The sequence below is a fragment of the Halomonas alkalisoli genome (assembly GCF_021412585.1).
Taxonomy (GTDB): Bacteria; Pseudomonadota; Gammaproteobacteria; order Pseudomonadales; family Halomonadaceae; genus Halomonas; species Halomonas alkalisoli.
In genome coordinates this window covers 114,221-137,689 of sequence record NZ_JAKCMI010000015.1, presented here as the reverse complement: position 1 = coordinate 137,689, position 23,469 = coordinate 114,221, and the positions used below count along the sequence as shown (strand labels likewise).

General features: G+C 61.3%; 22 protein-coding genes. 6 read left to right on the top strand and 16 right to left on the bottom strand.

All coding sequences use genetic code 11. The features are described from left to right. Position 1 precedes the first annotated feature (1 nt). Positions 2 to 325: a thioredoxin gene (trxA, locus tag LY622_RS04575; protein WP_043515801.1), complete on the top strand. Its 324-nt coding sequence runs from the start codon at positions 2 to 4 to the stop codon at positions 323 to 325. A 130-nt stretch (positions 326 to 455) separates the two neighbouring features. On the opposite strand, the gene LY622_RS04570 is transcribed toward trxA, so the two are convergent. Beyond that, positions 456 to 1,568: an AI-2E family transporter gene (locus LY622_RS04570; RefSeq protein ID WP_234289795.1), complete on the bottom strand. Its 1,113-nt coding sequence runs from the start codon at positions 1,566 to 1,568 to the stop codon at positions 456 to 458. A gap of 261 nt (positions 1,569 to 1,829) precedes the next feature. On the opposite strand from LY622_RS04570, the gene LY622_RS04565 reads away from it, so the two are divergent. Further along, positions 1,830 to 2,606, top strand: a complete 777-nt coding sequence (locus tag LY622_RS04565; RefSeq protein WP_234289794.1) for an SIMPL domain-containing protein — start codon at positions 1,830 to 1,832, stop codon at positions 2,604 to 2,606. Between the two features lie 188 nt (positions 2,607 to 2,794). On the opposite strand, the gene serS is transcribed toward LY622_RS04565, so the two are convergent. Next, positions 2,795 to 4,072 (bottom strand): serine--tRNA ligase, encoded by a 1,278-nt coding sequence (gene serS / locus LY622_RS04560; protein ID WP_234289809.1) that lies wholly within the window; start codon positions 4,070 to 4,072, stop codon positions 2,795 to 2,797. A 180-nt stretch (positions 4,073 to 4,252) separates the two neighbouring features. Between serS and LY622_RS04555 the strand changes: the two genes are divergently transcribed. Beyond that, positions 4,253 to 7,534: an FAD-binding and (Fe-S)-binding domain-containing protein gene (locus LY622_RS04555; protein WP_234289793.1), complete on the top strand. Its 3,282-nt coding sequence runs from the start codon at positions 4,253 to 4,255 to the stop codon at positions 7,532 to 7,534. A gap of 210 nt (positions 7,535 to 7,744) precedes the next feature. Here LY622_RS04555 and LY622_RS04550 read toward each other — a convergent pair whose 3' ends face one another. From LY622_RS04550 to LY622_RS04535, 4 genes are all read right to left on the bottom strand, one after another. Next, a complete protein-coding gene (locus LY622_RS04550; protein ID WP_234289792.1) occupies positions 7,745 to 8,128 on the bottom strand; it encodes a VOC family protein in 384 nt (127 codons plus the stop codon). Between the two features lie 107 nt (positions 8,129 to 8,235). Beyond that, positions 8,236 to 8,613, bottom strand: a complete 378-nt coding sequence (locus LY622_RS04545; protein ID WP_234289791.1) for a GNAT family N-acetyltransferase — start codon at positions 8,611 to 8,613, stop codon at positions 8,236 to 8,238. 94 nt (positions 8,614 to 8,707) lie between these two features. Continuing rightward, positions 8,708 to 9,139, bottom strand: a complete 432-nt coding sequence (locus tag LY622_RS04540) for a GNAT family N-acetyltransferase (RefSeq protein WP_234289790.1) — start codon at positions 9,137 to 9,139, stop codon at positions 8,708 to 8,710. 484 nt (positions 9,140 to 9,623) lie between these two features. Continuing rightward, positions 9,624 to 10,193 (bottom strand): bactofilin family protein, encoded by a 570-nt coding sequence (locus LY622_RS04535; RefSeq protein WP_234289789.1) that lies wholly within the window; start codon positions 10,191 to 10,193, stop codon positions 9,624 to 9,626. Positions 10,194 to 10,394: 201 nt separating this feature from the next. On the opposite strand from LY622_RS04535, the gene LY622_RS04530 reads away from it, so the two are divergent. Then, positions 10,395 to 10,925, top strand: a complete 531-nt coding sequence (locus LY622_RS04530; RefSeq protein WP_234289808.1) for a bactofilin family protein — start codon at positions 10,395 to 10,397, stop codon at positions 10,923 to 10,925. A gap of 119 nt (positions 10,926 to 11,044) precedes the next feature. Here the strand turns inward: LY622_RS04530 and LY622_RS04525 are convergent, their stop codons facing one another. The 7 genes from LY622_RS04525 to trpC form a co-directional block, all read right to left on the bottom strand. Then, a complete protein-coding gene (locus LY622_RS04525; RefSeq protein WP_234289788.1) occupies positions 11,045 to 11,419 on the bottom strand; it encodes a VOC family protein in 375 nt (124 codons plus the stop codon). Positions 11,420 to 11,900: 481 nt separating this feature from the next. Continuing rightward, a complete protein-coding gene (nosP, locus tag LY622_RS04520) occupies positions 11,901 to 14,258 on the bottom strand; it encodes a nitric oxide-sensing protein NosP (protein ID WP_234289787.1) in 2,358 nt (785 codons plus the stop codon). Positions 14,259 to 14,465: 207 nt separating this feature from the next. Beyond that, positions 14,466 to 14,972 carry a GFA family protein gene (locus LY622_RS04515; RefSeq protein ID WP_234289786.1) on the bottom strand — a complete coding sequence of 169 codons (507 nt, stop codon included), beginning with the start codon at positions 14,970 to 14,972 and terminating at the stop codon, positions 14,466 to 14,468. A gap of 91 nt (positions 14,973 to 15,063) precedes the next feature. Beyond that, complete coding sequence (locus LY622_RS04510) at positions 15,064 to 15,480, bottom strand: hypothetical protein (RefSeq protein ID WP_234289785.1); 417 nt, start codon at positions 15,478 to 15,480, stop codon at positions 15,064 to 15,066. An 82-nt stretch (positions 15,481 to 15,562) separates the two neighbouring features. Beyond that, positions 15,563 to 15,952: a GNAT family N-acetyltransferase gene (locus LY622_RS22630; RefSeq protein ID WP_369413771.1), complete on the bottom strand. Its 390-nt coding sequence runs from the start codon at positions 15,950 to 15,952 to the stop codon at positions 15,563 to 15,565. Between the two features lie 124 nt (positions 15,953 to 16,076). Then, entirely contained in the window at positions 16,077 to 16,442 is a 366-nt protein-coding gene (locus LY622_RS04505; RefSeq protein WP_234289784.1) for a cupin domain-containing protein, read from the bottom strand. A 481-nt stretch (positions 16,443 to 16,923) separates the two neighbouring features. After that, positions 16,924 to 17,733, bottom strand: a complete 810-nt coding sequence (gene trpC, locus LY622_RS04500) for an indole-3-glycerol phosphate synthase TrpC (protein ID WP_234289783.1) — start codon at positions 17,731 to 17,733, stop codon at positions 16,924 to 16,926. A 208-nt stretch (positions 17,734 to 17,941) separates the two neighbouring features. Between trpC and LY622_RS04495 the strand changes: the two genes are divergently transcribed. Beyond that, a complete protein-coding gene (locus LY622_RS04495; RefSeq protein ID WP_234289782.1) occupies positions 17,942 to 18,679 on the top strand; it encodes a 4'-phosphopantetheinyl transferase family protein in 738 nt (245 codons plus the stop codon). A 52-nt stretch (positions 18,680 to 18,731) separates the two neighbouring features. On the opposite strand, the gene trpD is transcribed toward LY622_RS04495, so the two are convergent. Together trpD and LY622_RS04485 are read right to left on the bottom strand one after the other, a co-directional pair. Continuing rightward, entirely contained in the window at positions 18,732 to 19,751 is a 1,020-nt protein-coding gene (gene trpD / locus LY622_RS04490; RefSeq protein ID WP_234279382.1) for an anthranilate phosphoribosyltransferase, read from the bottom strand. Positions 19,752 to 19,784: 33 nt separating this feature from the next. Beyond that, positions 19,785 to 20,369, bottom strand: coding sequence for an anthranilate synthase component II (locus LY622_RS04485; protein WP_234289781.1), 585 nt, complete (start codon positions 20,367 to 20,369; stop codon positions 19,785 to 19,787). Between the two features lie 368 nt (positions 20,370 to 20,737). On the opposite strand from LY622_RS04485, the gene LY622_RS04480 reads away from it, so the two are divergent. After that, positions 20,738 to 21,727, top strand: a complete 990-nt coding sequence (locus tag LY622_RS04480) for a metal ABC transporter solute-binding protein, Zn/Mn family (protein WP_234289780.1) — start codon at positions 20,738 to 20,740, stop codon at positions 21,725 to 21,727. Positions 21,728 to 21,972: 245 nt separating this feature from the next. Here the strand turns inward: LY622_RS04480 and trpE are convergent, their stop codons facing one another. Next, positions 21,973 to 23,466: an anthranilate synthase component I gene (gene trpE, locus LY622_RS04475; protein ID WP_234289807.1), complete on the bottom strand. Its 1,494-nt coding sequence runs from the start codon at positions 23,464 to 23,466 to the stop codon at positions 21,973 to 21,975. Positions 23,467 to 23,469: the final 3 nt, after the last annotated feature.

Sequence of the window (23,469 nt, the reverse complement as noted above, 5' to 3'; positions counted from 1 at the left end):
CATGGCCAACAACGTCGATGTCACCAATGCCAACTTCGAGCAGGAAGTCCTGAAGGCAGACCAACCCGTGCTGCTGAAGTTCTGGGCCCCCTGGTGCGGCCCCTGCAAGGTCATGGCACCGGTGATCGACGAGGTTGCCGAGGAGCGTTCCGGCAATCTCAAGGTAGTCAGCATCAATGTCGATGACGCTCCGGAAATCGCCGCCGAACAGGGCGTTCGTGGCGTTCCCACCGTGATGCTGTTCAAGTCGGGCTCCAAGGTCGCCTCGCTGGTCGGTGCCCAGTCCAAGTCACAGCTGGCACAGTTCATCGATCAGAACGCCTGACTCCAGGCGGAGACCCGTTCCCCTTCGCCCCGGCCCTGGCCGGGGCGAATCGTGTCCGGCGCAGATAACGTCGATCAGATAGCTTCGAGCAAATAGCTTCAAACAAATAACTTCAAACAAATAACTTCGGTCAGGTGATCTCATCGCGCTCGGAAACGCTCTGATCCACGCCCTTGAGGCCCCTCGTGCCGACAACTGGCTCCTTGCCCGGCCCCAGCAGGTAAGCGATCCAGCGCGTCTGGGGGTGGCTGTCCAGGGCTATCTTCAACGTCATGGTCAGCACCACCGACAGCAGCATGCCCACCACCCCCAGCATCCAGCCCCACACCACCAGCGACAGGAAGGCCACCAGGGTTGACAACCCCAATGCCCGCCCCATCATTCGCGGCTCCACCAGGTTGCCGAGTGTGAAGTTGATCACCAGATAGGCCAGGGCCAGCATGAAGGCATCCGCCACCCCACCGTGCTGTGACACCAGCAGCAGCAGAACGGGCGGGAAGGCGGCTAGAGCCGAGCCGATGTTGGGGATGTAGTTGAGGGCAAATGCCAAGACCCCCCATAGCAACGGGAAGTCCACTCCCATTATCACGCAGGCCAGCCACGCCAGCACACCGGTTACCAGGCTGATGACCGTCTTGACGGCCAGGTAGCGCTTGAGCGTCTGGCTGAACTCCTCGAAACGCTGCAGGCTAGGCGCCGGATCATCCAGCGCCAGGGAAACCTTGGCACGAAAATTGAGCGTCTCGTACAACATGAAGATCACCAGCAGCGCTATCAGGACACTCTGCACGAACAGGTTCCCCAGCCCACCCAGCAGGGTCGGCAGCCACGCGCTGCCGTCCTCGACTTCCACCAGCCCCGCCAACAGGTCGGGGTCGATGGCCAGACCCATCGAAGCCATGCTGTCGAGAAGATCCAGATAGCGCTCGTAGAGTCGCGACTCGATGCCGGGCAGCGCCTGAATGAAAGTGCCGAATGAATTGACCACCAGCAGCCCGACCAGGGAGAGGAAGCCACCGATCACCAGCAGCGTGATCAGGACCGCCAGGCGCAGACTCACTCCCCACCGATGCAGCCAGTTCACCGGAGAGGTGCAGATCACCGCGATGAACAGGGCCAAGAGCAACGGCACAATCAGGCTGGCCCCGGCCCGGATACCGGCAATGATGACCACCAGTGCGGCCAATGCCAGCGTCAGCTTGAGAGGATAGCTGTAATGCGCGTCACTGTTGTGGCGAAACATGCCCTGTCCCTGTCTGGCGTGTGATACTCATCATGGCGCCTGTCGGGCGGCGACACAAATTCCCCTTCACCTTCCACTTCCCCCCCTAGCCCTTCACCCCTAGCCCTTCACCCCTCGCCAATGCCGGGTATCCGATGCAAACCGGCATTGGATAAAAACCGGGCGGTAACGGAACCTTACTCAGCATTGCGTCTCGAATCGAACAGCGTCACCCAACACCCTGGCACACATCCCTGACACGCACCGCAGCAAGGAGGCTTCATGCCCCGTTCACTTCTCTCCACCTGCCTGTTGGCAGGTGCACTGGTCGCCACTATTCCGTTCACCGCCATGGCTGCACAAGCCGATGACATTCGCTCGCGGCTCGATGTCCAGGCCGAGGCGCAATTGGACGTGGTGCCCGACCGCGCCACGCTCAATGCCAGGCTATGGGAGCGAACCCCAGCTGTTGCCCGGGATGAGGAATCCACCTCTGATCCCGCCGCATTGCGAGAGGCACGCGACCGACTCGAAGAGCGCGCCGCCGTGCTGATTCGTACCCTGGAGGAGGCCGGCGTCGAGCGTGATGCGATCAGTGCCGGTTCGCTGAACGTCCAGCCCGAATACCTCCCCGGCGCCCGAACCAGTGAGGGCGAGCGTGAAACCCTGGTGCGGACGCGCCTCGAACGCCCCTTCCAGGTGAAGGTGGCCGACCTGGAGCGCCTGCCCCTGCTCCTCGATGCGCTGACCGAAGCCGGGGTCAATGCCCTGGACGGCGTGATGTACGACCTCGCCGACCGCGACGCCGCCACGGATGAGGCGCTGGTAATGGCGCTGGAGAAGGCACGCCACAAGGCCGAGCTGATGGCCTCCACCCTGGGCGTGACGCTGGGGCCGGTGATCACGGTGAGCGAGACCCAGTCGCCGATCTACGCCCCGCGCATGATGGCCATGAGTGCCGATATGCGTGAAAGTGCGCCCCAGGCGGAGTATCGCCCCGGTACCGTCACCATCGACGCCGGGGTCAGCGTCAGCTGGACGATCGAACCGGAGTCATAAGCCCTGGTCATAACGCTAGTCATAAACCCTGTGTCGTAAGCCCAAACGAAAACACCCCACCGACGCCAATCGGTGGGGTGTTTCGCTTTCCAGCTGAGGCGTACCGCCAATCGCTCGCACCTAACGGTCTTAGGAGCCTGTCGGATTTGACCGATCGTCAGTAGATCAGCGTTAAGTCCGACAGGCTCCTAGATGTTGATGGTCTCGACGCCGCCCATGAAGGGCCGCAACGCCTCGGGCACAGTGATCGAGCCGTCAGCGTTCTGGTGGTTCTCCATCACCGCGATCAGGCAGCGCCCCACCGCCAGGCCGGAACCGTTGAGGGTATGCAGCAGCTGCGGCTTCTTCTGTTCGGGGTGGCGGAAGCGCGCCTGCATGCGACGCGCCTGGAAGTCCTCGCAGTTGGAGACCGAGGAGATCTCGCGATAGGTCTCCTGGCTGGGCAGCCACACTTCCAGGTCATAGGTCTTGGCCGCACCGAAGCCCATGTCCCCGGTGCACAGGGTCACCACCCGGTAGGGCAGCTCGAGTGCCTGCAGGATCGCTTCGGCATGGCCGCGCATCTCCTCCAGCGCCGCATAGCTCTGCTCGGGCTCGACCATCTGCACCATCTCGACCTTGTCGAACTGGTGCTGGCGAATCATGCCCCGGGTGTCGCGGCCATGGGAGCCCGCCTCGCTGCGGAAGCATGGCGTATGGGCGGTGAGCTTCACCGGCAGCGCCTTGTGAGGCAGGATCTCGTCGCGGGCAAAGTTGGTCAGCGGTACTTCCGCGGTGGGGATCAGGTGATAGCCCCGCTCGTCGTCCAGCCGGAAGAGATCCTCGCCGAACTTGGGCAGCTGGCCGGTGCCGTACAGCGACGCCTCGTTGACCATGAAGGGGACGTAGCACTCCTCGTAGCCGTGCTCCAGGGTCTGCTTGTCGAGCATGAACTGGGTCAGGGCGCGATGCAGGCGGGCGATGGGGCCGCGCATCACCGCGAAGCGGGCGCCGGTCAGCTTGGTCGCCAGCTCGAAGTCGAGGTTGCCCAGGAGGCCGCCAAGGTCCACGTGATCCCGCACCGTGAAGTCGAAGGTCTTGGGCGTGCCCCAGCGATGCAGTTCGACGTTTTCCTCTTCGCTCTCACCTTCCGGCACGCTCTCGTGGGGCAGATTGGGCAGGCCGCTGATCAGCTCGTCCCATTCCGCCTGCACCTCGGCAAGCCGAACCTTGGCCGCATCGAGCCGGTCGCCCAGGTCGCTGACCTCGGCCAGCAGCGGCTGGATGTCCTCGCCCTGGGCCTTGGCCTGGCCGATCGACTTGGAGCGAGTATTGCGCTCGTTCTGCAGGGTCTCGGTCTCGGTCTGGATCTCACGGCGCCGGGACTCCAGCGCCTCGAGTCGCGCGGTGTCGAGCGTGAAGCCACGCTTGGCCAGTCGTTGTGCGACCATCTCGAGGTCGCTGCGCAGCAGTTTGGGATCGAGCATGGAATCCAGTCCGTCGCATTGGGTGAAATCGGGGCGCCCATTGTAGGCAAAAGGGTGGCCAAGTGCCATGTGACAGCCGTGGGCCGGGATGCGCTCCACCGCCCTCTCGGGGTAAAGTAGCGGCATCCCTTCTGCCTGTCCGGCCATGCCACGACAGCGACAACGACTGAATACGACACCATGATCGCACGACTGGACACCGCTCAATCGAGCACCCTTGCCGGCCTCGCCGCGCCCTATCTTCGCTTTCTCGACATCCTGAAGGCCAATGGCTTCGCGGGAGAGATTGCGCCGGACTACGCCAACCGCACGGTGCTGGCCACCGACAACTCGATCTACCAGCGCCTGCCCCAGGCGGTGCTGTACCCGCGCCACGCCGAGGATCTCGAGCGCATCGCCCGCCTGGCCGCGCGCAGCGAGCACCGCCAGGTCGTGCTGACGCCCCGGGGCGGCGGCACCGGCACCAACGGCCAGTCGCTCACCGACGGCCTGGTGGTGGATGTCTCGCGGCACATGAACCGCATCCTGGATATCGACGTCGCCAATCGCCGCGTGCGGGTCCAGGCCGGGGTGGTCAAGGACCAGCTCAACGCCGCGCTCAAGCCCCATGGGCTGTTCTTCGCCCCGGACCTCTCCACCTCCAACCGCGCCACCATCGGCGGCATGATCTCCACCGACGCCAGCGGCCAGGGCAGCTGCGAATACGGCAAGACCCGCGACCACGTGCTCGAGCTCGACACCGTACTGCTCGGCGGCAAGCGCCTGGTCAGTCGCCCGGCCGAGGAAGCCGAACTGGAGACGCTGTGCGCCCGGGACGACATCATCGGTACGGCCTACCGTACCGCCCGGGAGATCATCGACGACCAGGGCGAGCTGATCGCCGCCAAGTTCCCGCCGCTCAACCGCTGCCTGACGGGCTATGACCTCGCACACTTGAGAGATGCGGAAGGTCGCCTCGACATGAACAGCCTGCTGTGCGGCTCGGAAGGCTCGCTGGGTTTCCTCAACGAGGCGGTGCTCAACGTACTGCCGATTCCGAAGCACTCGACCTTGGTCAACGTGCGCTACGCCGGTTTCATGGACGCCCTGCGCGACGCCAAGGCCCTCATGGGCTCTTCACAGAATCAGCCACAGGAGAGCGACGCCCGCCCGACTTCCATCGAGACGGTGGACGACAAGGTGCTGATGCTGGCCATGGAGGACTTCGTCTGGGACAGCGTGGCCGAGTTCTTTCCCAGCGCGGATAGCGCCGAGGACGGCGACACCGCCACCGCAACGCAGCAGGCCGCAGCCATCCGCGGCATCAACCTGGTGGAGTTCAACGACGACGACCCCGGCCGCCTGGCCCAGCGAGTCACCGCCTTCTGCCGCCACCTGGAGACGGACGCAAGCGTGCCCCGCCTGGGCTACACCCTGGCCGATGGGCGTGGCGCCATCCAGCGCGTCTACGGCATGCGCAAGCGCGCCGTGGGCCTGCTGGGCAATGCCAGGGTCGATGAAAAGGGCGAGAAGCGCCCGATCCCCTTCGTCGAGGATACCGCGGTACCGCCGGAGCAGCTGGCGGACTATATCGCCGAGTTTCGCGCCCTGCTCGATGCCCGCGGCCTGGACTATGGCATGTTCGGTCACGTGGATGCCGGCGTGCTGCACGTGCGCCCGGCCATCGACATGAAGGACCCCACCCAGGAACGGCTGATTCGTGACATTTCCGACGAGGTTGCCGAGCTGACCCACAAGTATGGCGGGCTACTGTGGGGCGAGCACGGCAAGGGCGTGCGCTCGGAGTACGCACCGAAGTTCTTCGGCGAGCTCTACCCCAGCCTGCAGCGGGTCAAGGCCGCCTTCGACCCGCACAATCAGCTCAATCCCGGCAAGATCGCCACGCCTATGTTTATCCCGCCCGAACCCGCGGGAAAGGCGCTTGATACCCCGGCCGAGCCCGCTGGGGAGGCGCTTGATCCCTCGCCCGAAGCGGTCGAGGCGCAGCCGGTCAATCTGGTCGACCCGGGCCTGTTGACCATCGATGGCGTGCCCACCCGCGGCCAGCTCGACCGCCAGATCGACGAGAGGGTGTGGCAGTCCCATGCCGCCACGGTGTACTGCAACGGCAACGGCGCCTGCTACAACTACGACCCCGACGACGCCATGTGCCCGTCGTGGAAGGCCACCCGCGACCGGGTGCACTCACCCAAGGGACGCGCCAGCCTGATCCGCGAGTGGCTGCGCCTGCAGGGCAACGCCGGCATCGACCTGGTGGAACAGACACGACAGCAGCGTGCCGAAGGCGCCCTCGGGTTCCTCAAGCGCCTGCCGGTCCGGATCCGCAACACCGTCAAGCGCCGTGACGAGGCCGACTTTTCCCATGAGGTCTACGACGCCATGGCCGGGTGCCTGGCGTGCAAGTCCTGCGCCGGCCAGTGCCCGGTGAAGGTCAACGTGCCCGAATCGCGCTCGCTCTTCCTCGAGGCCTACCACGGCCGCTACCTGCGCCCCCTGCGTGACTATCTGATCGGCGGCCTGGAGTTCTTCGTGCCGGCGCTGGCCACGGCGGCACCGCTCTATAACGCCGCACTGAACAACCGCCTGGTCGACCGGCTGCTGGCCGGCCCCATCGGCATGGTCGACAGCCCGCAGCTCTCCCGCGCGCGACTGGCCAAGCTGCTCAGGGCCTGGGGGGTGGCCGAGGCCACGCCCACGTCGCTGGGGCTGCTGACCGAAGCGCAGAAGGCCCGCAGCGTGGTCATCGTGCAGGACGCCTTTACCAGCTTCTTCGAGGCCGAGGTGGTAATGGATATCGTCGAGCTGCTCTCACGCCTCGACATCCGGGTGTTCGTGGCGCCCTACTCGCCCAACGGCAAGCCGCTACAGGTGCAGGGCTTCCTCGGCGCCTTCGAGCGCACCGCCGAGAAACAGGCACGGCGCCTGCGCACCCTGGCCGAATTCGGCGTGCCGCTGGTGGGCATCGACCCGGCCATGACCCTGACCTACCGCCAGGAGTACGTGAAGGCGCTCACGCCCGACAGCGTGCCCGAGGTGCTGATGCTGCAGGAGTGGCTGGTGACCCTGGGCCAGCGCCTGGTCCCGCCGGGGCTGAGCCAGCAGTTGGAGGGCCTAGCCGATCCCGGCTACCGCCTGCTCTCCCACTGCACCGAGAAGACCAACGCCCCGGGCAGCCCCAAGGCGTGGCAGCAGGTGTTCGCCGCCTTCGGCTTCGAGCTGGAACTCGTCGCCACCGGTTGCTGCGGCATGTCCGGCACCTACGGCCACGAGGCGCGCAACCGCGAGACCTCGGCGACCATCTACGCCCAGTCGTGGCAGCCAGTGGTGGAAGGCGAGGCCAACCCCGGCAGGCTGCTGGCTACCGGCTATTCCTGTCGCAGCCAGGCGAAGCGCCTCTCGGACACCGGCTTACTCCACCCGCTACAGGGGCTGCTGGCCCATCTGCGCCAGCTGAGTTGGTAAATGAGTTGATAAATGGGTTGGTAAAACAGAGATGAAATAGAAAGGCCGGCAGGGATGCAGTTCACACCCCACCGGCCTTCGAGTCGAGCTGACCTTCCCCCTGCAACGCCTTGAGCGGCCGTGGCAGGCAACTTCTGGATGAATCTAAGATCAATTAGCAAATTCTGCTTGGTAATTCACATTCAGCAGCGACTTGTTAGGCGATCGATATCACAGCGCCTGATTCCGAGAATCTGGAGCCGGACTACACATCTGCAGTCGATTTCCGAAAGGGTCGTAGAAGCTGCAGAAGGTCACGTATCCTGGAAATGTCTCGGGGTCATCACACCTAATTCCGCGGCTCTTCAGTTCGGCCCACGAGGCGTGACAGTCGGCTACGTCCAGAACAACTGTCGTTCCTGTGCTTGGCTGCCAGTCATCCTCTGCTTTTATCACGGCAATATTTCCGGACGACGCCCCAGTGCCGAACTCGATCCAACCCGCATCGGGCAGATCATAGATCGGATCACCAAGCCCGAGCAGATCGCGGTAGAACCGCCGCGCCTCATCAAGGTCGGACACTGATATGGAGACAACATTAATGCCTCTGAACATGGTCACCTCTATTCATTTTCTGCCGCCCAACGCCTCACATAAATCGCAAGCGGAACGCCGTCGGGCGAGCGAAGTTCAAGTCCGAAAACATACGGTTGTTAACCAATTCATAGCTGAAAAACTGAGCCAATTCGCTTATATCCGAGTTTTTCATAATAGAGGTCTTCATCTGACAACACATAAACATCCTGATTCGGATGTTCCTGCTTAATTTTACCTAGAAGCTCTGCTCCAAAACCGTTTCCTCGGTACTGTGGGGCGACATACAATTCACTAATATAGATTCCAAAGCCATCGACCAAGGCTCGGAGATATCCGCAGATATTACCCCGACTCTCGCATAGAAAAGTTTCACCTTCAAGCAATGCTTCCTTGAACGTACCAATTGAATCGTCGCTCAAAAACGCGCTCCAATCGGGTTCCTCTCCCAAGAGGGCTAACAACTCAAGCTCATGCTTTTTTTGGTATTTCAGAATATTGCTCATAGAGTGATCTTCGTTTGGCTAACGCCGCCAACACGCGCAGCTTTGTAGTGGAGGCGAAGCCGCAACGGAAAAACTGTCGCAGTGCTTGGCCTTGTTATCTGTCATTCGCGATTCGCTTGAAATAGAACAGCTCCGGGTCTCCCTCATCCAAGTTGTAGACTGTTCCACTTGGCGAATACCCAACAGCATCCATAAGTTTTTGCATTGGCTCGTTGGAATTATTGGTGGAGGTGAACAACTTGTCAGTTCGGCACGCGCTTTCCAAGTACGTCAGCAGCTGCCTTGCGACACCTTGGCGGCGATGCGCTTCAGCGACCTGCAACATCGTGATAAATCCCTGGCCAAAGAATGTGTATTCAATAACTGCGTAACCCACTACGGCTCCATTGGCTTCGGCTACTACCGCATTCCCAGCGGCCACCCACGACCGGATATGTTCCTGTCGTTCACCATCGTTGAGCCCAATCGTGTCCAGCCGGATCATTGCTTCGACGTCGGAGCTTGTCGCGTCACGGGTTGAAATCATGTATTCACAGTTAACAGGTATTAGACCGCGAGCTCGTTTAATAACTTGAACGCTCTCGCACATTCCCCCTTATTATGACGCACACGCACTCCATCCTAACCTTTTGATTTTAGTGTAAATGAAGTGCGGCTCGGCCATATATGCAGAATTCGCGTGCTTGCTGCTTTTGCCGGGTTCAGTCACCCTTTTGGCGTCGCCACAAAGGACAAGACATCTCAGGCACGCTACCGCCAAGGCCACTGCATCTGATGTTATGCGGTAGTCCCTTGCATACAGGATTATTTTGGCGAAACGTCTCAGCGGCCTTAAGACCTAATGCTAGGCGGGCTTAGCCCTATCCGCAAAGGGAATAAGGTGCAGCTTATCAACACTGCTCAGGCGTTATAGCGGGGACGCCTTGAGGCGTAAGTGACGGCTCACTTACCAAAACGGGCAGCCTTGGCTGCCCGTTGTCGATGGTGCTAGCTGTAATGATCCCAAACGCTCAGGGGCTTTCTTCGAAGTGTACGCCTCCATCCGCGCGCTGGGCGGCATCGGCGTCATTGGAATCAGCCGGCTCGCTACCCTGGGTCTTGGTGTGAGGTGCGGTTTTTTGATCGCTGCCTTCAAATGCGGAGAGCAGGACGTCGTTCTCGGCGTCCATATCGATGTTGCCCCGGAAGACCGCCCCATCCTCCAGTACCAGACAGGGCGTGATGATGGTACCGACGATGTGCGCGGTATGATGGACGGTGATCTTGTGTGAGGCGATCAGGCGGCCTTCAACGCTCCCTGCCACGTGCAGCGTCTGTGCGTAGATATCCCCTTCCACACGGCCGGCGCTACCGATGCTGACCGTGTTGCGCTTGAACGCCACGGTGCCGACCACCTGACCATCGATAATCAGCTCCTCCTCACCGATGACGTTTCCTTCAATGCGGGTATGCGCACCGATGGTGGCGGATCGTCCAACACGGCCGAGTGGCTCGTCCGCGCTGGTGGCACTTTGTGGCAAAGCGGGAGGCGGCTCCGTATGGTCGGCAGGAACACTGGCGGACTTGTGCTTGCTGAACATAGGGGAAAGGCTCCGGGCAGCGTAAGAAAAAATACGATACCAGGAATATTGCCCCGTCGGCTGGAGATCAAAGGCAAGAGTAGCCAGTGAAAAGGCCTCCTAGTCGTGTTATCTCCGTCTCTAGAGACACACCTATACTGGCGACGGGCATCCCACATCGATCAAGGGGCTACTATGGGGGGCGGGGACGTATTGTTCATCATGAGCGTTGTGGCGCTCATCCTCATCATGCTGGACGGCAAGCGGCGCATCAAGCGTGCCGTCGCAGCCCAGGTGCCCGCCAGGAGCAAGACGCAGCATCTCTTGGCCTCGCCCTCAAGAGCCGCCCAACTGCAGATCCAGATCACAGAGCCGACCCAGGCAAGTCAACCAGCACTCCCGGCTGAGGCGTTCATCCAAAGCTTGCCCGCGCCTGGCGGAAGCCTGATCGGCTCGACCCTGCGCATCGAAGGCAATGTAGACGCTCAGGAAGCCCTGGTCATCCGTGGCACCATCCAAGGCGACGTCACGGCCATGGAGCATCCTGTCACCATCACCGAGTCGGGCGGCGTATCTCGACATATCCAGGCTCGTGCCATTTGTGTCGCTGGCAGTGTCGCAGGTCGGCTGGTGGCCACGGATCAAGCGATCTTGCTTGCGAGTGCGCGCGTGAGCGGCAGCATTGAGGCAAAGCGCCTGAAATGTGAGGCCGGCGCCTGGCTACAAGCGGCCGTTAGCATTACCTCGCGTTGAGCCATCACCCCGGCAAAGACTAAGCCGTTTAAAGTTACATCGCCTTCCTCTCCCCCCTCTCGCTCCAGCCATGGCCCAACCCGTAGCGTGGATGAATCGCGCATCATCAATGCTGCGGGCTAGGCCTCAGGTTCGTGACAAACCACCTCGATGTTATGCCCGTCCGGACAGAGAACGAAAGCGGCGTAATAGCTGGCGTGATAGCGGGGACGCAGACCCAGTGCACCATTGTCTTTTCCACCTGCGCTCAGAGCCGCGCGATAGAAGTCGTCGACCTGCTGACGACTTCTGGCGGCAAACGCCAATTGAAGATGCGCTGGCTTCTCCTCGGTTTGGTATAGACACAATGACGCCTTACTGTCATCGCAAATCTCGATACCATACGTCGGCGGGCCTTCATCAACGACAGCCACACCGATCGGGTCGAGCGCCGCAAGGAAGAACGCCTTGCTGGCAGCATAGTCGCTGACTCCGAACTTGACGTGATCAAACATGAGCTTTCCTCGATGCGTGGACCGGCGCATGGTTTAACGTGGAACTGAGCTGTGCGCCTTAGCGCGTCTGCTCCGGTATCTGATTGGAGAAGCTTGGGAAGATAAAATCCAATATCGCTGATTTATTGCTAAATAACGGCCATGTTACATCGCACGCATTGATGGACCAACCACAAAAACCATGACAGCCAACCATGCAACAAATAAAACCACAACCCCAGCCAAGGTCGAAAAAATTATTCTTTGCCGTATGCCCAACCCCTTTTGCCTGGAGCCTCGCAAAAGAATCACCCCGCTGGCAACTAAAAGGGTAACTATCACGATTAACCCCATGCTTGTTGTCATCAAAAGCTCCAGGATGCTACCCAATGCGGAAGGGCGGCCAGCGTCCAGTTACAAGCGAGAACAGCATTCGCCGCAAGTACGACTCGTCGACTTCCCGATTACCACCATGGTCCGGCTGAGCCTGCTCATCGGCGGATTATTGTGGCTGTGCAACCGCTGAGGCGCTTTCGGCTGAGGTACGCCTAGCTGGCAGCCGGATGGTAAAGGTCGTACCCGCTCCGGGTCGGCTATCGACCTCGATGCGACCGCCGTGCTTTTGCACGATGCCATAGGACAGCGACAGGCCGAGACCGGTCCCCTCTCCTACCGGCTTGGTGGTAAAGAAGGGATCGAAGATCCGCGACTGCAGCTCGGCCGGGATTCCCCTGCCATCGTCAACAAAGGCGAGCCAGACCTGATCGTCCTCGCAGCCGGTTCGAACGGTAATCGTACCGCGCTCCTGAATCGCCTGTGCCGCGTTGACCAGCAGGTTGAGGAAAACCTGATTGAGCTGTGCCGGCACGCACTCGACCGCGGGCAGTTGACCATACTCGCGCACTACCGTGGCCTTGTACTTGATCTCGTTGGCCGCCACGTTGAGAGTGCTCTCGAGCCCCTGATGCAGGTCGGCGAACTGCCAGTCGGTGGCGCCGGTGCGCGAAAAGTCCCGCAGATCCTGAACGATGCGGCGCACCCGGGCGGTACCATCGATGGACTCGGCGAGCAATGAACCGACGTCCTCGCGCAGGTAGTCCAGATCGAGTTCCGTCTTGAGGGCTGCGAGTTGCCCTGCGACCTCGTCCGTCAACGTCGGCTCCAGCGTCTCGTAGGCATCGATCAAGCGCAGCAGATCATCGATGTACTGGCGCAGCGTGTTGAGGTTGGAATTGACGAAGCCGATGGGGTTGTTGATTTCATGAGCGATACCTGCGGCGAGCTGGCCGATGGAAGCGAGTTTCTCCGATTGCAGCAACTGGTTATGCGCCTCCTCGAGCTTGCGGATGAGAACCTGTTGCTCCTCCTTCTCCCGTTCAAGGGCCTCGAGGGCCTCCCGCCGCTCGTGTATCTCTCTCGCCATGCCCTCCTGAGCCAGCTGAAGGGCCCGATTGATCTGCTCGTTCTCACTCAGTGCCACCTCCAATTCCCTGGTTCTCGCTCTGACCTGATCCTCCAGCATCACCGCGGTCTGGAACAGGCTGAAGTCCGAGCCCCGCACGCTGGTGTTGCGCTCGGCACGGTCCATCAGCGCCTGCACCATTATGTGCAGCCGTTCGACCTCGATCTGCCGCAGCGGCACCGACTGGGGCCCGGCGGCTCGCGAGACCTGCTGCCGGAGAGTGTGGGACGAACTCAGGCAGTTCGACGGTGCGCTCGTTGCGCTGCGAAGAGAACTGCCGATGGCGATACCGGTCAGCGTCTGGTTCATGTGAACTCCGCCATACTGTTCACCATAGGTGCTGAAGCCAACCGCACGGTGGCGCTTGAAAACCGCCTCCACTGCCGTCTTGCTCTCCTTCTGAGTGACCTCCAGATTGCGCAGGATGCAGTCGCAGGCGAGCACCAGCTGCGGTGGACCGAGCTCCTCGCACAGCTGCGCCATCGTCGCCTCCAGGTCCGAGACCAGGTCCATTCCCTGGGCCACCCGCAGGACCAGCCCCTCGTCGATGGCGCTGTAGAAGGTAAGGCTGCCGTCCGGCTCGGCCTTCTGAATCGAGCGCACGTAATCGGTGCCGTCGATCAGCACCACCACCGGTGCGGCGGCAAAATGCCCGGGTTCGAGCGTCTCCATCGTGACGCCGATCAGCTCGGCATAGGCCTGGGCGGCAGGCATGCCGTTGATCTCATGGACGATCCGTTGTTCCGCATCGGCCCGGGTGACGACAAGGCGCTCTTCCAACGAAAGGAAGTGCTGGGTCTTGAACAGGCGGAACGCAAAGTCCGTCTTCAGCAGAAGCAGTATGGCACTGTCGCGGTGGAAGGCACCGTCATGGTAGACCCAGGTTCGGCCGAAGCGCAGGTCATCCCCCGCCGAACCACCCACCAGCACGATATCGCCCAGCGCCGTCTGAAGCGTTCGTGCCACCTGCTCTTCGCGCACGGACAGGCCGTCGATGAGGAGGAAACCGAAGCTGTTGCCCCCGCTCGGCCTTGTCGTTCGCGCCTCAAGACGCTGCAGGAGCGACTGGCTGAATGCCTGTCCGCGGCCGATACTGAACTGCTGCAGGGAATCCAGCCGCCCCGTCACCGCCGTACAGCTGCCGGCCGGGAAGCTGACGCCACTGAGCGTGTGGTCCCGATAACCCAGGGGGCCGATTTCACCCGCCGTAGTGCAGCCCACTACCGGTATGTCACCGAACAGGCCTCTCATCTCGTCGGCCAGCGCCGCCAAGTCGTAGTGGCTGGAACAGAAGAACATCACCAGCTCGGTATCGGGCCGAATGACACCCTGGTAGAACTCGCGAACGGCGCTGCGGGCATCGCCTGCGCATGTTTGCATGCTCAAGATCTGGCTCATGGCGCCTCCGTTGTGACCGTTATCGAACCGGCAAGGTCAGGTTATCACCTAACTTCGGTCACACGACTGCGCGCGCCGGCGATTCACTCAACGCTAGCAGCCTGAATGCTCGCCAGGCCGGCTCGCCCCGCAGCGCGGAGTCGATTCTCCTCGTTCGGTACGATACATGGCGGGGAAGGACAAATGCGCTTCCTAGATTCCTACGTTTCATCGGCCGACCAGCATTGCAACTCTGGAAGCCATGAGCTTCGCTACGAACTTGAATGGATATGTCGCATAGCTGGGCATGTCGTTCGGAATGTCGCAGTTCTCGGGCTTGAACTTGGTTTGGATACGCATCTGCAACGGTGGGGCATTGCCACCGAATCTTGCTCGGTACACCGAGAACCAGTGCCCCTTCTGAAAATCGAGAAACATGGCTGAATTACAGCATGTCGCGACGACCCTTCTCGTAGGAGAATCAGTCGTTATCTTGTTGTCACGCATGAGATCGCCTCCTTTTGAGCATCTCATGCGGTCCTTCCGGTAGAGCAGATACTCCGTCCCGCCATCCGGCCCCATAACCGGGCATGCATGCGGCAGAGCTTCAATCTGACGTGCGCCTTCCTGGCAATCGTCGCAATAACAAGCCGCGCCCAAAATCGGTGAGCCGAGCACTTCGAGTTCAACGCCTCCACAAGCGCATCGGGCAATCGATTGATTCGTGGTCCTCATCCGCTACTCCTCTGTGGTGACGTATAATTTCCGCCATAAACGGCGAGGAACGAGCGTCCGGCAACCGTAGGGAGCGAATGTGGTGGGCTGATTATGCATTCTTGACCTCGATGAACCACTTGGGCTGCATTTCATTGAAGTCCGTTCGAATATTGGATGGAAGATAACTTGCTGAATCCAGGACAAAAGCCTGACCACCTACACGCTTGAAAACAACCCAGTGCCAGAAGTTTCTGCCCTCTTCCTGATGATGCTTGATAGACAGTAATGCCGAGTCGGGCAGCGTACTCCATGATTCAAAAGGAATCTCATCGGCAGACGTCTCGGCCCCGGCATGAGACAACATCCTCCTCACATACTGGGTATCAGACCAAAGCGATTTATCTTCAGCATGGATACCCATAGCGTTTGCTGTGTCCTTCATTTCCGAATAGGTCTTTCCCAGAATGTTGGCAACAGACGCAATACCGCACCCTGTAGGCTCTTCCTGTATTACAGGCTTCAACATCGTTCATTCCTTACTTCGTAACGCCTTGCACAGCGGCCGAGCGCAGCTAGGACCGTGCCATAGAAAGAACTGTTTGCGATTGCTAGAGCTGCTTCTCATAAAGCAACAACAGCTTGCCTTCAAGATCACGCTCACTGTACCGTCTATAACCGAGCTTCTCATAGATATGGCGCCCCCGTGCATTATGCGCGAAGACGTCTAGCCATATTCGAGTTCGTCGGAGCTGGCTAGCGCAGTAATCCTCCATCGCCGGAATGGCACTCTGACCGACCCCGCGCCCCTTTGATTTGACTACGACTCTCCTAAATTCGACACTATGGCCATCTGGGTCAATGGCCAATATGAAGAAGCCAGCCAGTTCTCGATCATTCACTATTCGAAGATATACAATGTCGGGATCGACAAATCGCTCCTGATGGAGCTCTGGTTCATAGGGCACAATGAATTCGCGCGTACCAGCCTCTCGCTCCATACTAGCGAACCGCGACATGTCCCCTTTCTCAGCTCTTTCCACTCGCACCGTCATGGGATCACCCCGGCGCTAACGTGCCAGCTCAGCCGCGGCGGAGCCGTCGGCTGCAGCGACTGGTTATGCATCAAATCCACTCTTGCTCATCGACGGCAACAGTGACTTCCGCTTGGTGTGATCCCGTATGTTGTGTACTGGCGGGTTCAATCATCATGAAATGCGTATCTGGTTCCGCAAAGGGACAATGTTCTACGCCTTTCGGAACGACGAACATTTCTCCAGGACCAAGTACGATATCTCGGTCTTGCAGCTTGATCGTAAGCTGGCCTTTGAATACTAGAAACAACTCATCCTCGTTCTCGTGAGAGTGCCAAACGAGTTCGCCACGGCCTTTCGCCAGCTTCACCAATTGGCCATTGGATTCCGCGATGACTTTCGGAGTCCATTCATCGTCAAATAGCGCGAATTTGTCAGCAACCGTAATCTTATTCAAAACGATCTCCTTGGTGCATAACAGGTATTAGACTGAACGCTCTATTATTAAATACCCGAGCTTGCTCATTCATTCCTTGTTATACCGCACGCACGACACAGGATAACCCCTTGGAAAAATCGACACTAAGTATAACTCGGCAGCCTATATAGAATTCGCGTGTGTGCAGCCTTTGCCATTTCAATCATCCTTTCGGCCTTGCCGTCGTCGCGGGTGTCATACGTGGGGGCACGCTACCGCCAGGGAAATCGGCACACGACTTTCCAGTGGGCGTCCCTTTCGTCCTTTGCGCTATCTCAGCAGCCTGGCTTTCATATTATCCGCAGGGAGAGATGCCCGCAAAATTGTCGAGCATTGGCTCATCAACGCTATTGGGGGCATGGCGGAAGTGGCGTTATTGGGGGATCGGGGAGTGAGTGATAGCTCACCAACCAAAAGGGCAGCCGCGGTGGCTGCCCTCTTTCGTGGGAATAAAAGTGGCTTAGAAGAAGAGTCGCCGCAGCGCTTCGCCGGGGTCTTCCTCGCGCATGAAGGCCTCGCCGACGAGGAAGCCATTCACGTCGTGTTCGCGCATGCGAAGCATGTCACTGCGAGTATTGATGCCGGACTCGGTCACTACGGTGATGCCCGCCGGGATATGCGCCAGCATGTCCAGCGTGGTTTCCAGGCGAGTCTCGAAGGTGTGCAGGTTGCGATTATTGATGCCCACCAGGTCGATTCCCAGCTTCAGCGCGCGCTCGAGCTCATGGACGTCGTGCACTTCCACCAGCACATCCATGCCCAGCAGCACCGCCTGCTGGTATAGATCGGCCATGCGGGCGTCATCCAGGGCGGCGGCGATCAGCAGGATGCAGTCGGCACCGATGGCACGCGCCTCGCTGACCTGGTAGCCGTGGGTGATGAAGTCCTTGCGAATCACTGGCAGGTCGCAGGCCTCACGGGCTTCGATCAGGAAGTCTTCATGGCCCTGGAAGAAGTCGGCATCGGTCAGTACCGAGAGGCAGGAGGCGCCACCGGCGGCATAGCTCCTGGCGATCTCGCCGGGCTGGAAATCTTCGCGCATGACACCCCGTGAGGGCGAGGCCTTCTTGATCTCGGCGATCACCGCCGGGTCGCCCTCATCGATGCTCCGCTTCAGCGCTGCAATGAAGCCGCGAGGCGACTCCTGTCGCTCGGCCAGCGCCAATAGCTCTGTCTCCGGTACGGCGCGCTGCCGCTCGGCGACTTCCTCATCCTTGCGGGCCAGGATGCGGGTCAGAATGGTAGGAGGTGCGTCCTGCGTCGGGCTCATGATGATGTCTCGGTACGGGCGGCACTGGCCGCGGATAAAGCCGGTAAGCGAACCATCTTACCTATCACCCGCGCGACATTGAAAGAGCGACTGCCCAAGTTGGCTGCCTGCGCGCACTCCCGGCACCCTCTCCACCCCCACTCCCGGCGCCCAGGCACCGTCATGGGAAGGCTGGCAGCAGCAGGCGGGCACGTGCCAGAATTCACCAATGGAAACCACGCCGACATTTCATGAGCCATTCACCAGCGTCTGGCCCTGGGCCTTGCCGCTGACGGGCGCCCGCCTGGTCGCGACGCGCTTCGACGCTACGCTGTTCGGCGAGCTGACAGACGACCACGATGCCTCCCTCTCCGGCTATCAGGGCATTGCCCTGCCCCAACGCCTGCACAGCGCCGTCGCCAAGCGACGTGCCGAGTTCATCGCCGGACGCCTGTGTGCAAGGCGCGGCCTATGGCTGCTGGACGGCAGGGACGCGACGCCAGGCATGAACGATGACCGCTCCCCCTGCTGGCCCGGTGACTGCGTGGGCGCCATTACCCATAACGATGGCTGGGCCGCCGCGCTGGTTGCCCCCAGGCAGGCCTACCTGGGGCTCGGCCTGGACGCCGAGCGGCTGCTGGATGCCGCCCAGGCGCTTCGCCTGGCCAGAAGAGTGCTCACGCCCTTGGAAACCGCTCGCCTCGAGCGGTTGCCTGAGCCAGAGATCGGCCTGATGGTAACCGCGGCCTTTTCCCTCAAGGAGAGCCTGTTCAAGGCGCTCTATCCGGTGGTAGGCCAGATGTTCCATTTTCAGGCTGCCGAGCTGGTGGCCTGGCACGGCATCGGCACGGTGCGTCTGCGCCTGCTCAGTGACCTGGGGCTCGGCTGGCCGGCCGGCCGCGAAGTCGCGGGCGAAGTCTGTCTGCACGAGGGCCGCCTTCTCAGCCTGGTGGCGCTGCCCGCCTGAAAAGCTACCTGGGGCGGCCAGGAATTTTCGGTCAGGAAGTTTAGCCAGGTAATCAGGGAATCAGCACCCGGGTGAAATCGGCCAGTTCCTTCATTTTTTCCAGGGGCAACTTGGAGGCCTGGGCATCCTGGGCCATCATCACGCCCTCTTTCAGCGTGTCGGCAATATCCGCGCAGTAGAGCGCAGCGCCGGCATTGAGTGCGACGATGTCCGCCGCCAGCCCCTCACCCACCAGGGCCTCGCGCACCAGGCGCAGGCTGTCTTCGGCGCTGACCACCTTGAGCGACGCCATGTCGTGACGCTCGATACCCAGTTCCTCGGGAGTGATCGTGTAGCGGCGAATCGCGCCGTCCTTCAGCTCGGCCACCTGGGTCGGTGCGGCCAGCGAGATTTCGTCCAGCCCATCCTCGGCGTGCACCACCATGACATGGCGACTGCCGAGATACTGCAGCACTTCGGCCATCAGCGGAACCAGCTCCGGCGAGTAGACGCCCAGCAGCTGATTGGGGGCGCCGGCAGGGTTGGTGAGGGGCCCGAGGATGTTGAACAGGGTGCGCACGCCCATTTCCCGACGCGGCCCGACGGCAAAGCGCATGGCCGGGTGATGGTTGGGGGCAAACATGAAACCGACACCCACCTGCTCGATACAGCGCCCTACCTGGTCCGGCTTCAGGTCCAGGTGGATACCCGCCACGTCGAAGAGGTCGGCGCTGCCGGAGGAGGAGGAGACGCTGCGGTTGCCATGCTTGGCCACATGGGCGCCACCGGCGGCGGCCACGAAGCTGGCGGCGGTCGAGACGTTGAACAGGTTGGCACCGTCCCCGCCGGTACCGACGATATCGACCACGTTCTCGGCCGAGACGCTGACCCGCTTCATGAGCTCGCGCATGACCTGGGCCGCCGCGCTGATCTCCTCGGCGGTCTCGCCCTTCATGGCCAGGCCAACCAGCAGGCCGCCTATCTGGGCATCGGTGGCCTCGCCGGTCATGATCTGCTGCATCACCGCGTGGGTCTCATCGAAGCTCAGGTTATCGCGACGCATCACTGCGGCAATGGCCTCTCGCATCTGCATGGCAGGAACTCCTTTGTCTCTGTCGGGCGCGAATCAGCGACGCTTCAGGAAATTGGCCAGCAACTCATGCCCCTGGCGTGTCAGGATCGACTCCGGGTGGAACTGGACCCCTTCGATATCCAGTTCACGATGACGCAGCCCCATGATCAAACCCGGCGTCACGTCGTCCTCGTCGGTCCAGGCGGTTACCTCGATACACTCGGGCAGGCTGTCGGCCGCCACCACGAGGGAGTGATAGCGGGTCACCTCCAGCGGATCCTCCAGCCCTTCGAAGACACCCTGGCCATGGTGACGGATCCGGGAGGTCTTGCCGTGCATCACCTGGGGTGCCCGCACGACCTCGCCGCCATAGACCTGGCCGATCGCCTGATGGCCCAGGCAGATACCGAGAATCGGCAGGCGACCGGCGAAGTGGCGAATCGCCGCCATGGAGATGCCTGCCTCGTTGGGCGTACAGGGTCCGGGGGAAATGACCAGATGGCTCGGTGCCAGCGCCTCGATCTCTTCCAGGGTGATGGTATCGTTGCGATGGGTGACCACGTTGGCCCCCAGTTCACCCAGATATTGCACCACATTGAAGGTGAAGCTGTCATAGTTGTCGATCATCAGCACGGACATGGCTGTATAAAGTCCTGTTCTGTTGCAGCTGGCCAGCGGCCAGGCAGGGGTTACCCAGATCGAGCGCGTCGGTCATGCCAGCCGTGCAGGGTCACCAGGCACAAAAATGCCGCCCCGACGGCGGCATGGTCATTCAAGACACAGGAATGCCGCCCCGCTTCAGGAGCGCCACCACGTCCGGCTCGAATGCATGTGATCTGGTGATGTCATACCACAATAGTGCCGTTGTGCCGGGCTGGCTGTCAATCCGCCGGTTGGTCTTGCCTTCATCGACGTGAACCTACTTCCCGTAACGTGGCACGGCTAGCCAGGCCAGACGACAGCCTCTATCATCGTGCCGACGCGCTACCGCAAAAAGGAGATTGACGATGCGCCCATCCCGCCATGCTCTGCTCTGGCTGGCTCTGCCCCTGGCTGCCATGGCCGGCACCACTCAGGCAGCAGCATCACCCAAGGTGGTAGCCACCTTTTCGATTCTCGGCGATCTCGTGGCCCAGGTCGGTGGCGATGACATTCGCCTGGAGACGCTCACCCCGCCAGGGGCCGAAGTCCACGAATGGGAACTGACCCCCAATAATTTCATCGCCCTGGAAGACGCCGACATCGTGTTCTACAACGGCTATGAGCTGGAGCAGTGGATGCGCCAGGTGCATGCCACCATGGGCAACGAGGCCCCGCTGATACCGCTGGCGGAAGCGTCGGAGTATCCCACCCTGCCCATCGTCACCGGCGAATACAGTGGCGAACCGGACCCTCACCTGTGGATGGACCCCCGTGCGGCCGCGGCCTATGTTCAGGTCATTGCAGAAACACTGGCCGACCTGCATCCGGAGGCCGCCGACAACTTCCATTCCCGCGCAGACAAGGCGCGCGAAACCCTCGCGTCGCTGCACAAGGAGATCAGGGCAACCCTCGCCGACATTCCCGAAGGGGAGCGTCTGCTGATCACCAGCGAGGCCGCCTTCGTGTATTTTGCCGATGCCTATGAGTTCCGTCATGACGGCATCTGGGGTACCAATGCCGAGACCGAAGGCTCACCCCAGCAGGTGATGCGAATCATCGACCTGATCAACGAAGTGCAGCCGGCCGCCCTGTTCTGGGAAAGCACCATTTCCGACCGCTATGTCAGCAGTATCGCCTCCGACACCGGCCTTGCCGTGGCCGGCCCGCTCTACGTCGACTCACTGAGTGAGCCGGACGGAGACGCCGCCAACTACGTCTCGCTGATGCGTCACAACGCCTCGCTGATCCGCGCAGCTCTGCTCGGAGAGGAGGAGCCAGCGGACGAAGACGACGAAGACACGTCAGAAGAGAGAAGCGAAGAGAAGACCGAGGAGAAGCAGGCCGAGGACGCATGAGCCCGGGTCGCTGAGAGCGGCGGCCCCAGGGGCCGCCGTCGGCTCAGGTGCGCGTGGTCGGCACCTGCGTCCCGTCAGGTTCTAGGAGCCTGTCGGGTTTGACCGATCGTCACGAGAGATTTGGATTTCGAGACAAGTTTATCGATCTGATGAGGCGAATAGCCCGCTATTTAACGAATCAGATCGAATGAAATTGGCCGAAAGACCGGATCTCGCAGTAGATCAGCGTTAAGTCCGACAGGCTCCTAGAGATTATCCAGCCCCTTCTCGGCCATGGCCACGGCGCGGAAGATCGCCCGCCCCTTGTTGAGGGTTTCCTGCCACTCCATCTCGGGCACCGAGTCGGCGACGATGCCGGCCCCGGCCTGCACGTGCAGCATCCCGTCCTTGATCACCGCCGTGCGGATGGCGATGGCAGTGTCCATGTTGCCGTGCCAGGAGAGATAGCCCACCGCCCCGGAGTAGATGCCGCGCTTCACCGGTTCCAGCTCGTCGATGATCTCCATGGCGCGAATCTTGGGCGCACCGGAAAGCGTGCCCGCCGGGAAGGTGGCACGCAGCACATCCATGGCGGAGAGCCCCGGCCGCAGCTTTCCGGTGACATTGGAGACGATGTGCATTACGTGGGAGTAGCGCTCCACGGCCATCTGGTCGGTCACCACCACCGAGCCGGTCTCGCTGATGCGCCCCACGTCGTTGCGCCCCAGGTCGATCAACATCAGATGCTCGGCGATCTCCTTGGGATCGCCCAGCAGGTCGGCCTCCAGCGCCCTGTCCTCCTCCTCGGTCTTGCCCCGAACCCGGGTGCCGGCAATCGGACGTACCGTCACTTCGCCATCCTCCAGGCGGGTGAGGATCTCCGGCGAGGAGCCCACCACGTGGTGGTCGTCGAGGTTGAAAAAGAACATGTAGGGCGAGGGGTTGAGGCTTCGCAGGGCGCGATAGAGGTCCAGCGGCGAGGCCTGGTAGGGAATCGACATGCGCTGGGAAGGCACGCACTGCATGACGTCGCCGGCCAGCACGTACTCCTTGATCGTCTCCACGGCGGCCTTGAAGCCCGCCTCGGTGAAGCCGGAGGTGAAGTGCCCCTCCTCCACCGCGCTGCGGCCGGTGCCGGGGCTGATGGTGTTGAGCGTGGCACTGCGCAGCCGCACCTCGAGCCGCTGCAGCCGGTCCACCGCCGCCTCATAGGCGTCCGGGTGGGCAGGGTCGGCATGGGTCCAGAGTGTCAGCCGGCCCGAGAGATTGTCGAACACCACCAGGTCATCGCAGACCATCAGCAGGATGTCAGGGACGCCCAGCGGATCGGCCTTGGCAGCCACATGGGGCCCACGCAGCCGCGGTTCGATATAGCGGATGGTGTCGTAGCCGAAGTAGCCCACCAGGCCACCATCGAAGCGGGGCTGATCATCCAGCCGAGGCACCTTGAAGCCGGCATGAAACTGCTCGATCCAGTCGAGCGGATCCTCCACCTCGGTCATGCCCTGCTGCTCACCGTTGATGATATGGCTGACGGTAAATCCGTGAACCTCGATTCGCTCCTGACAAGGCAGCCCGATAATGGAGTAGCGGCCCCACTTCTCACCGCCCTGCACCGACTCCAGCAGGAAGGTCCAGGGCTCGTCGGCGAGCTTCAAATAGGTGGAGAGCGGCGTGTCGAGATCCGCCAGCACCTCGCGGGTGACCGGAATGCGGTTGTAGCCGGCCTCGGCCAGGTCACGGAAACGTTCGGGAGTCATCAT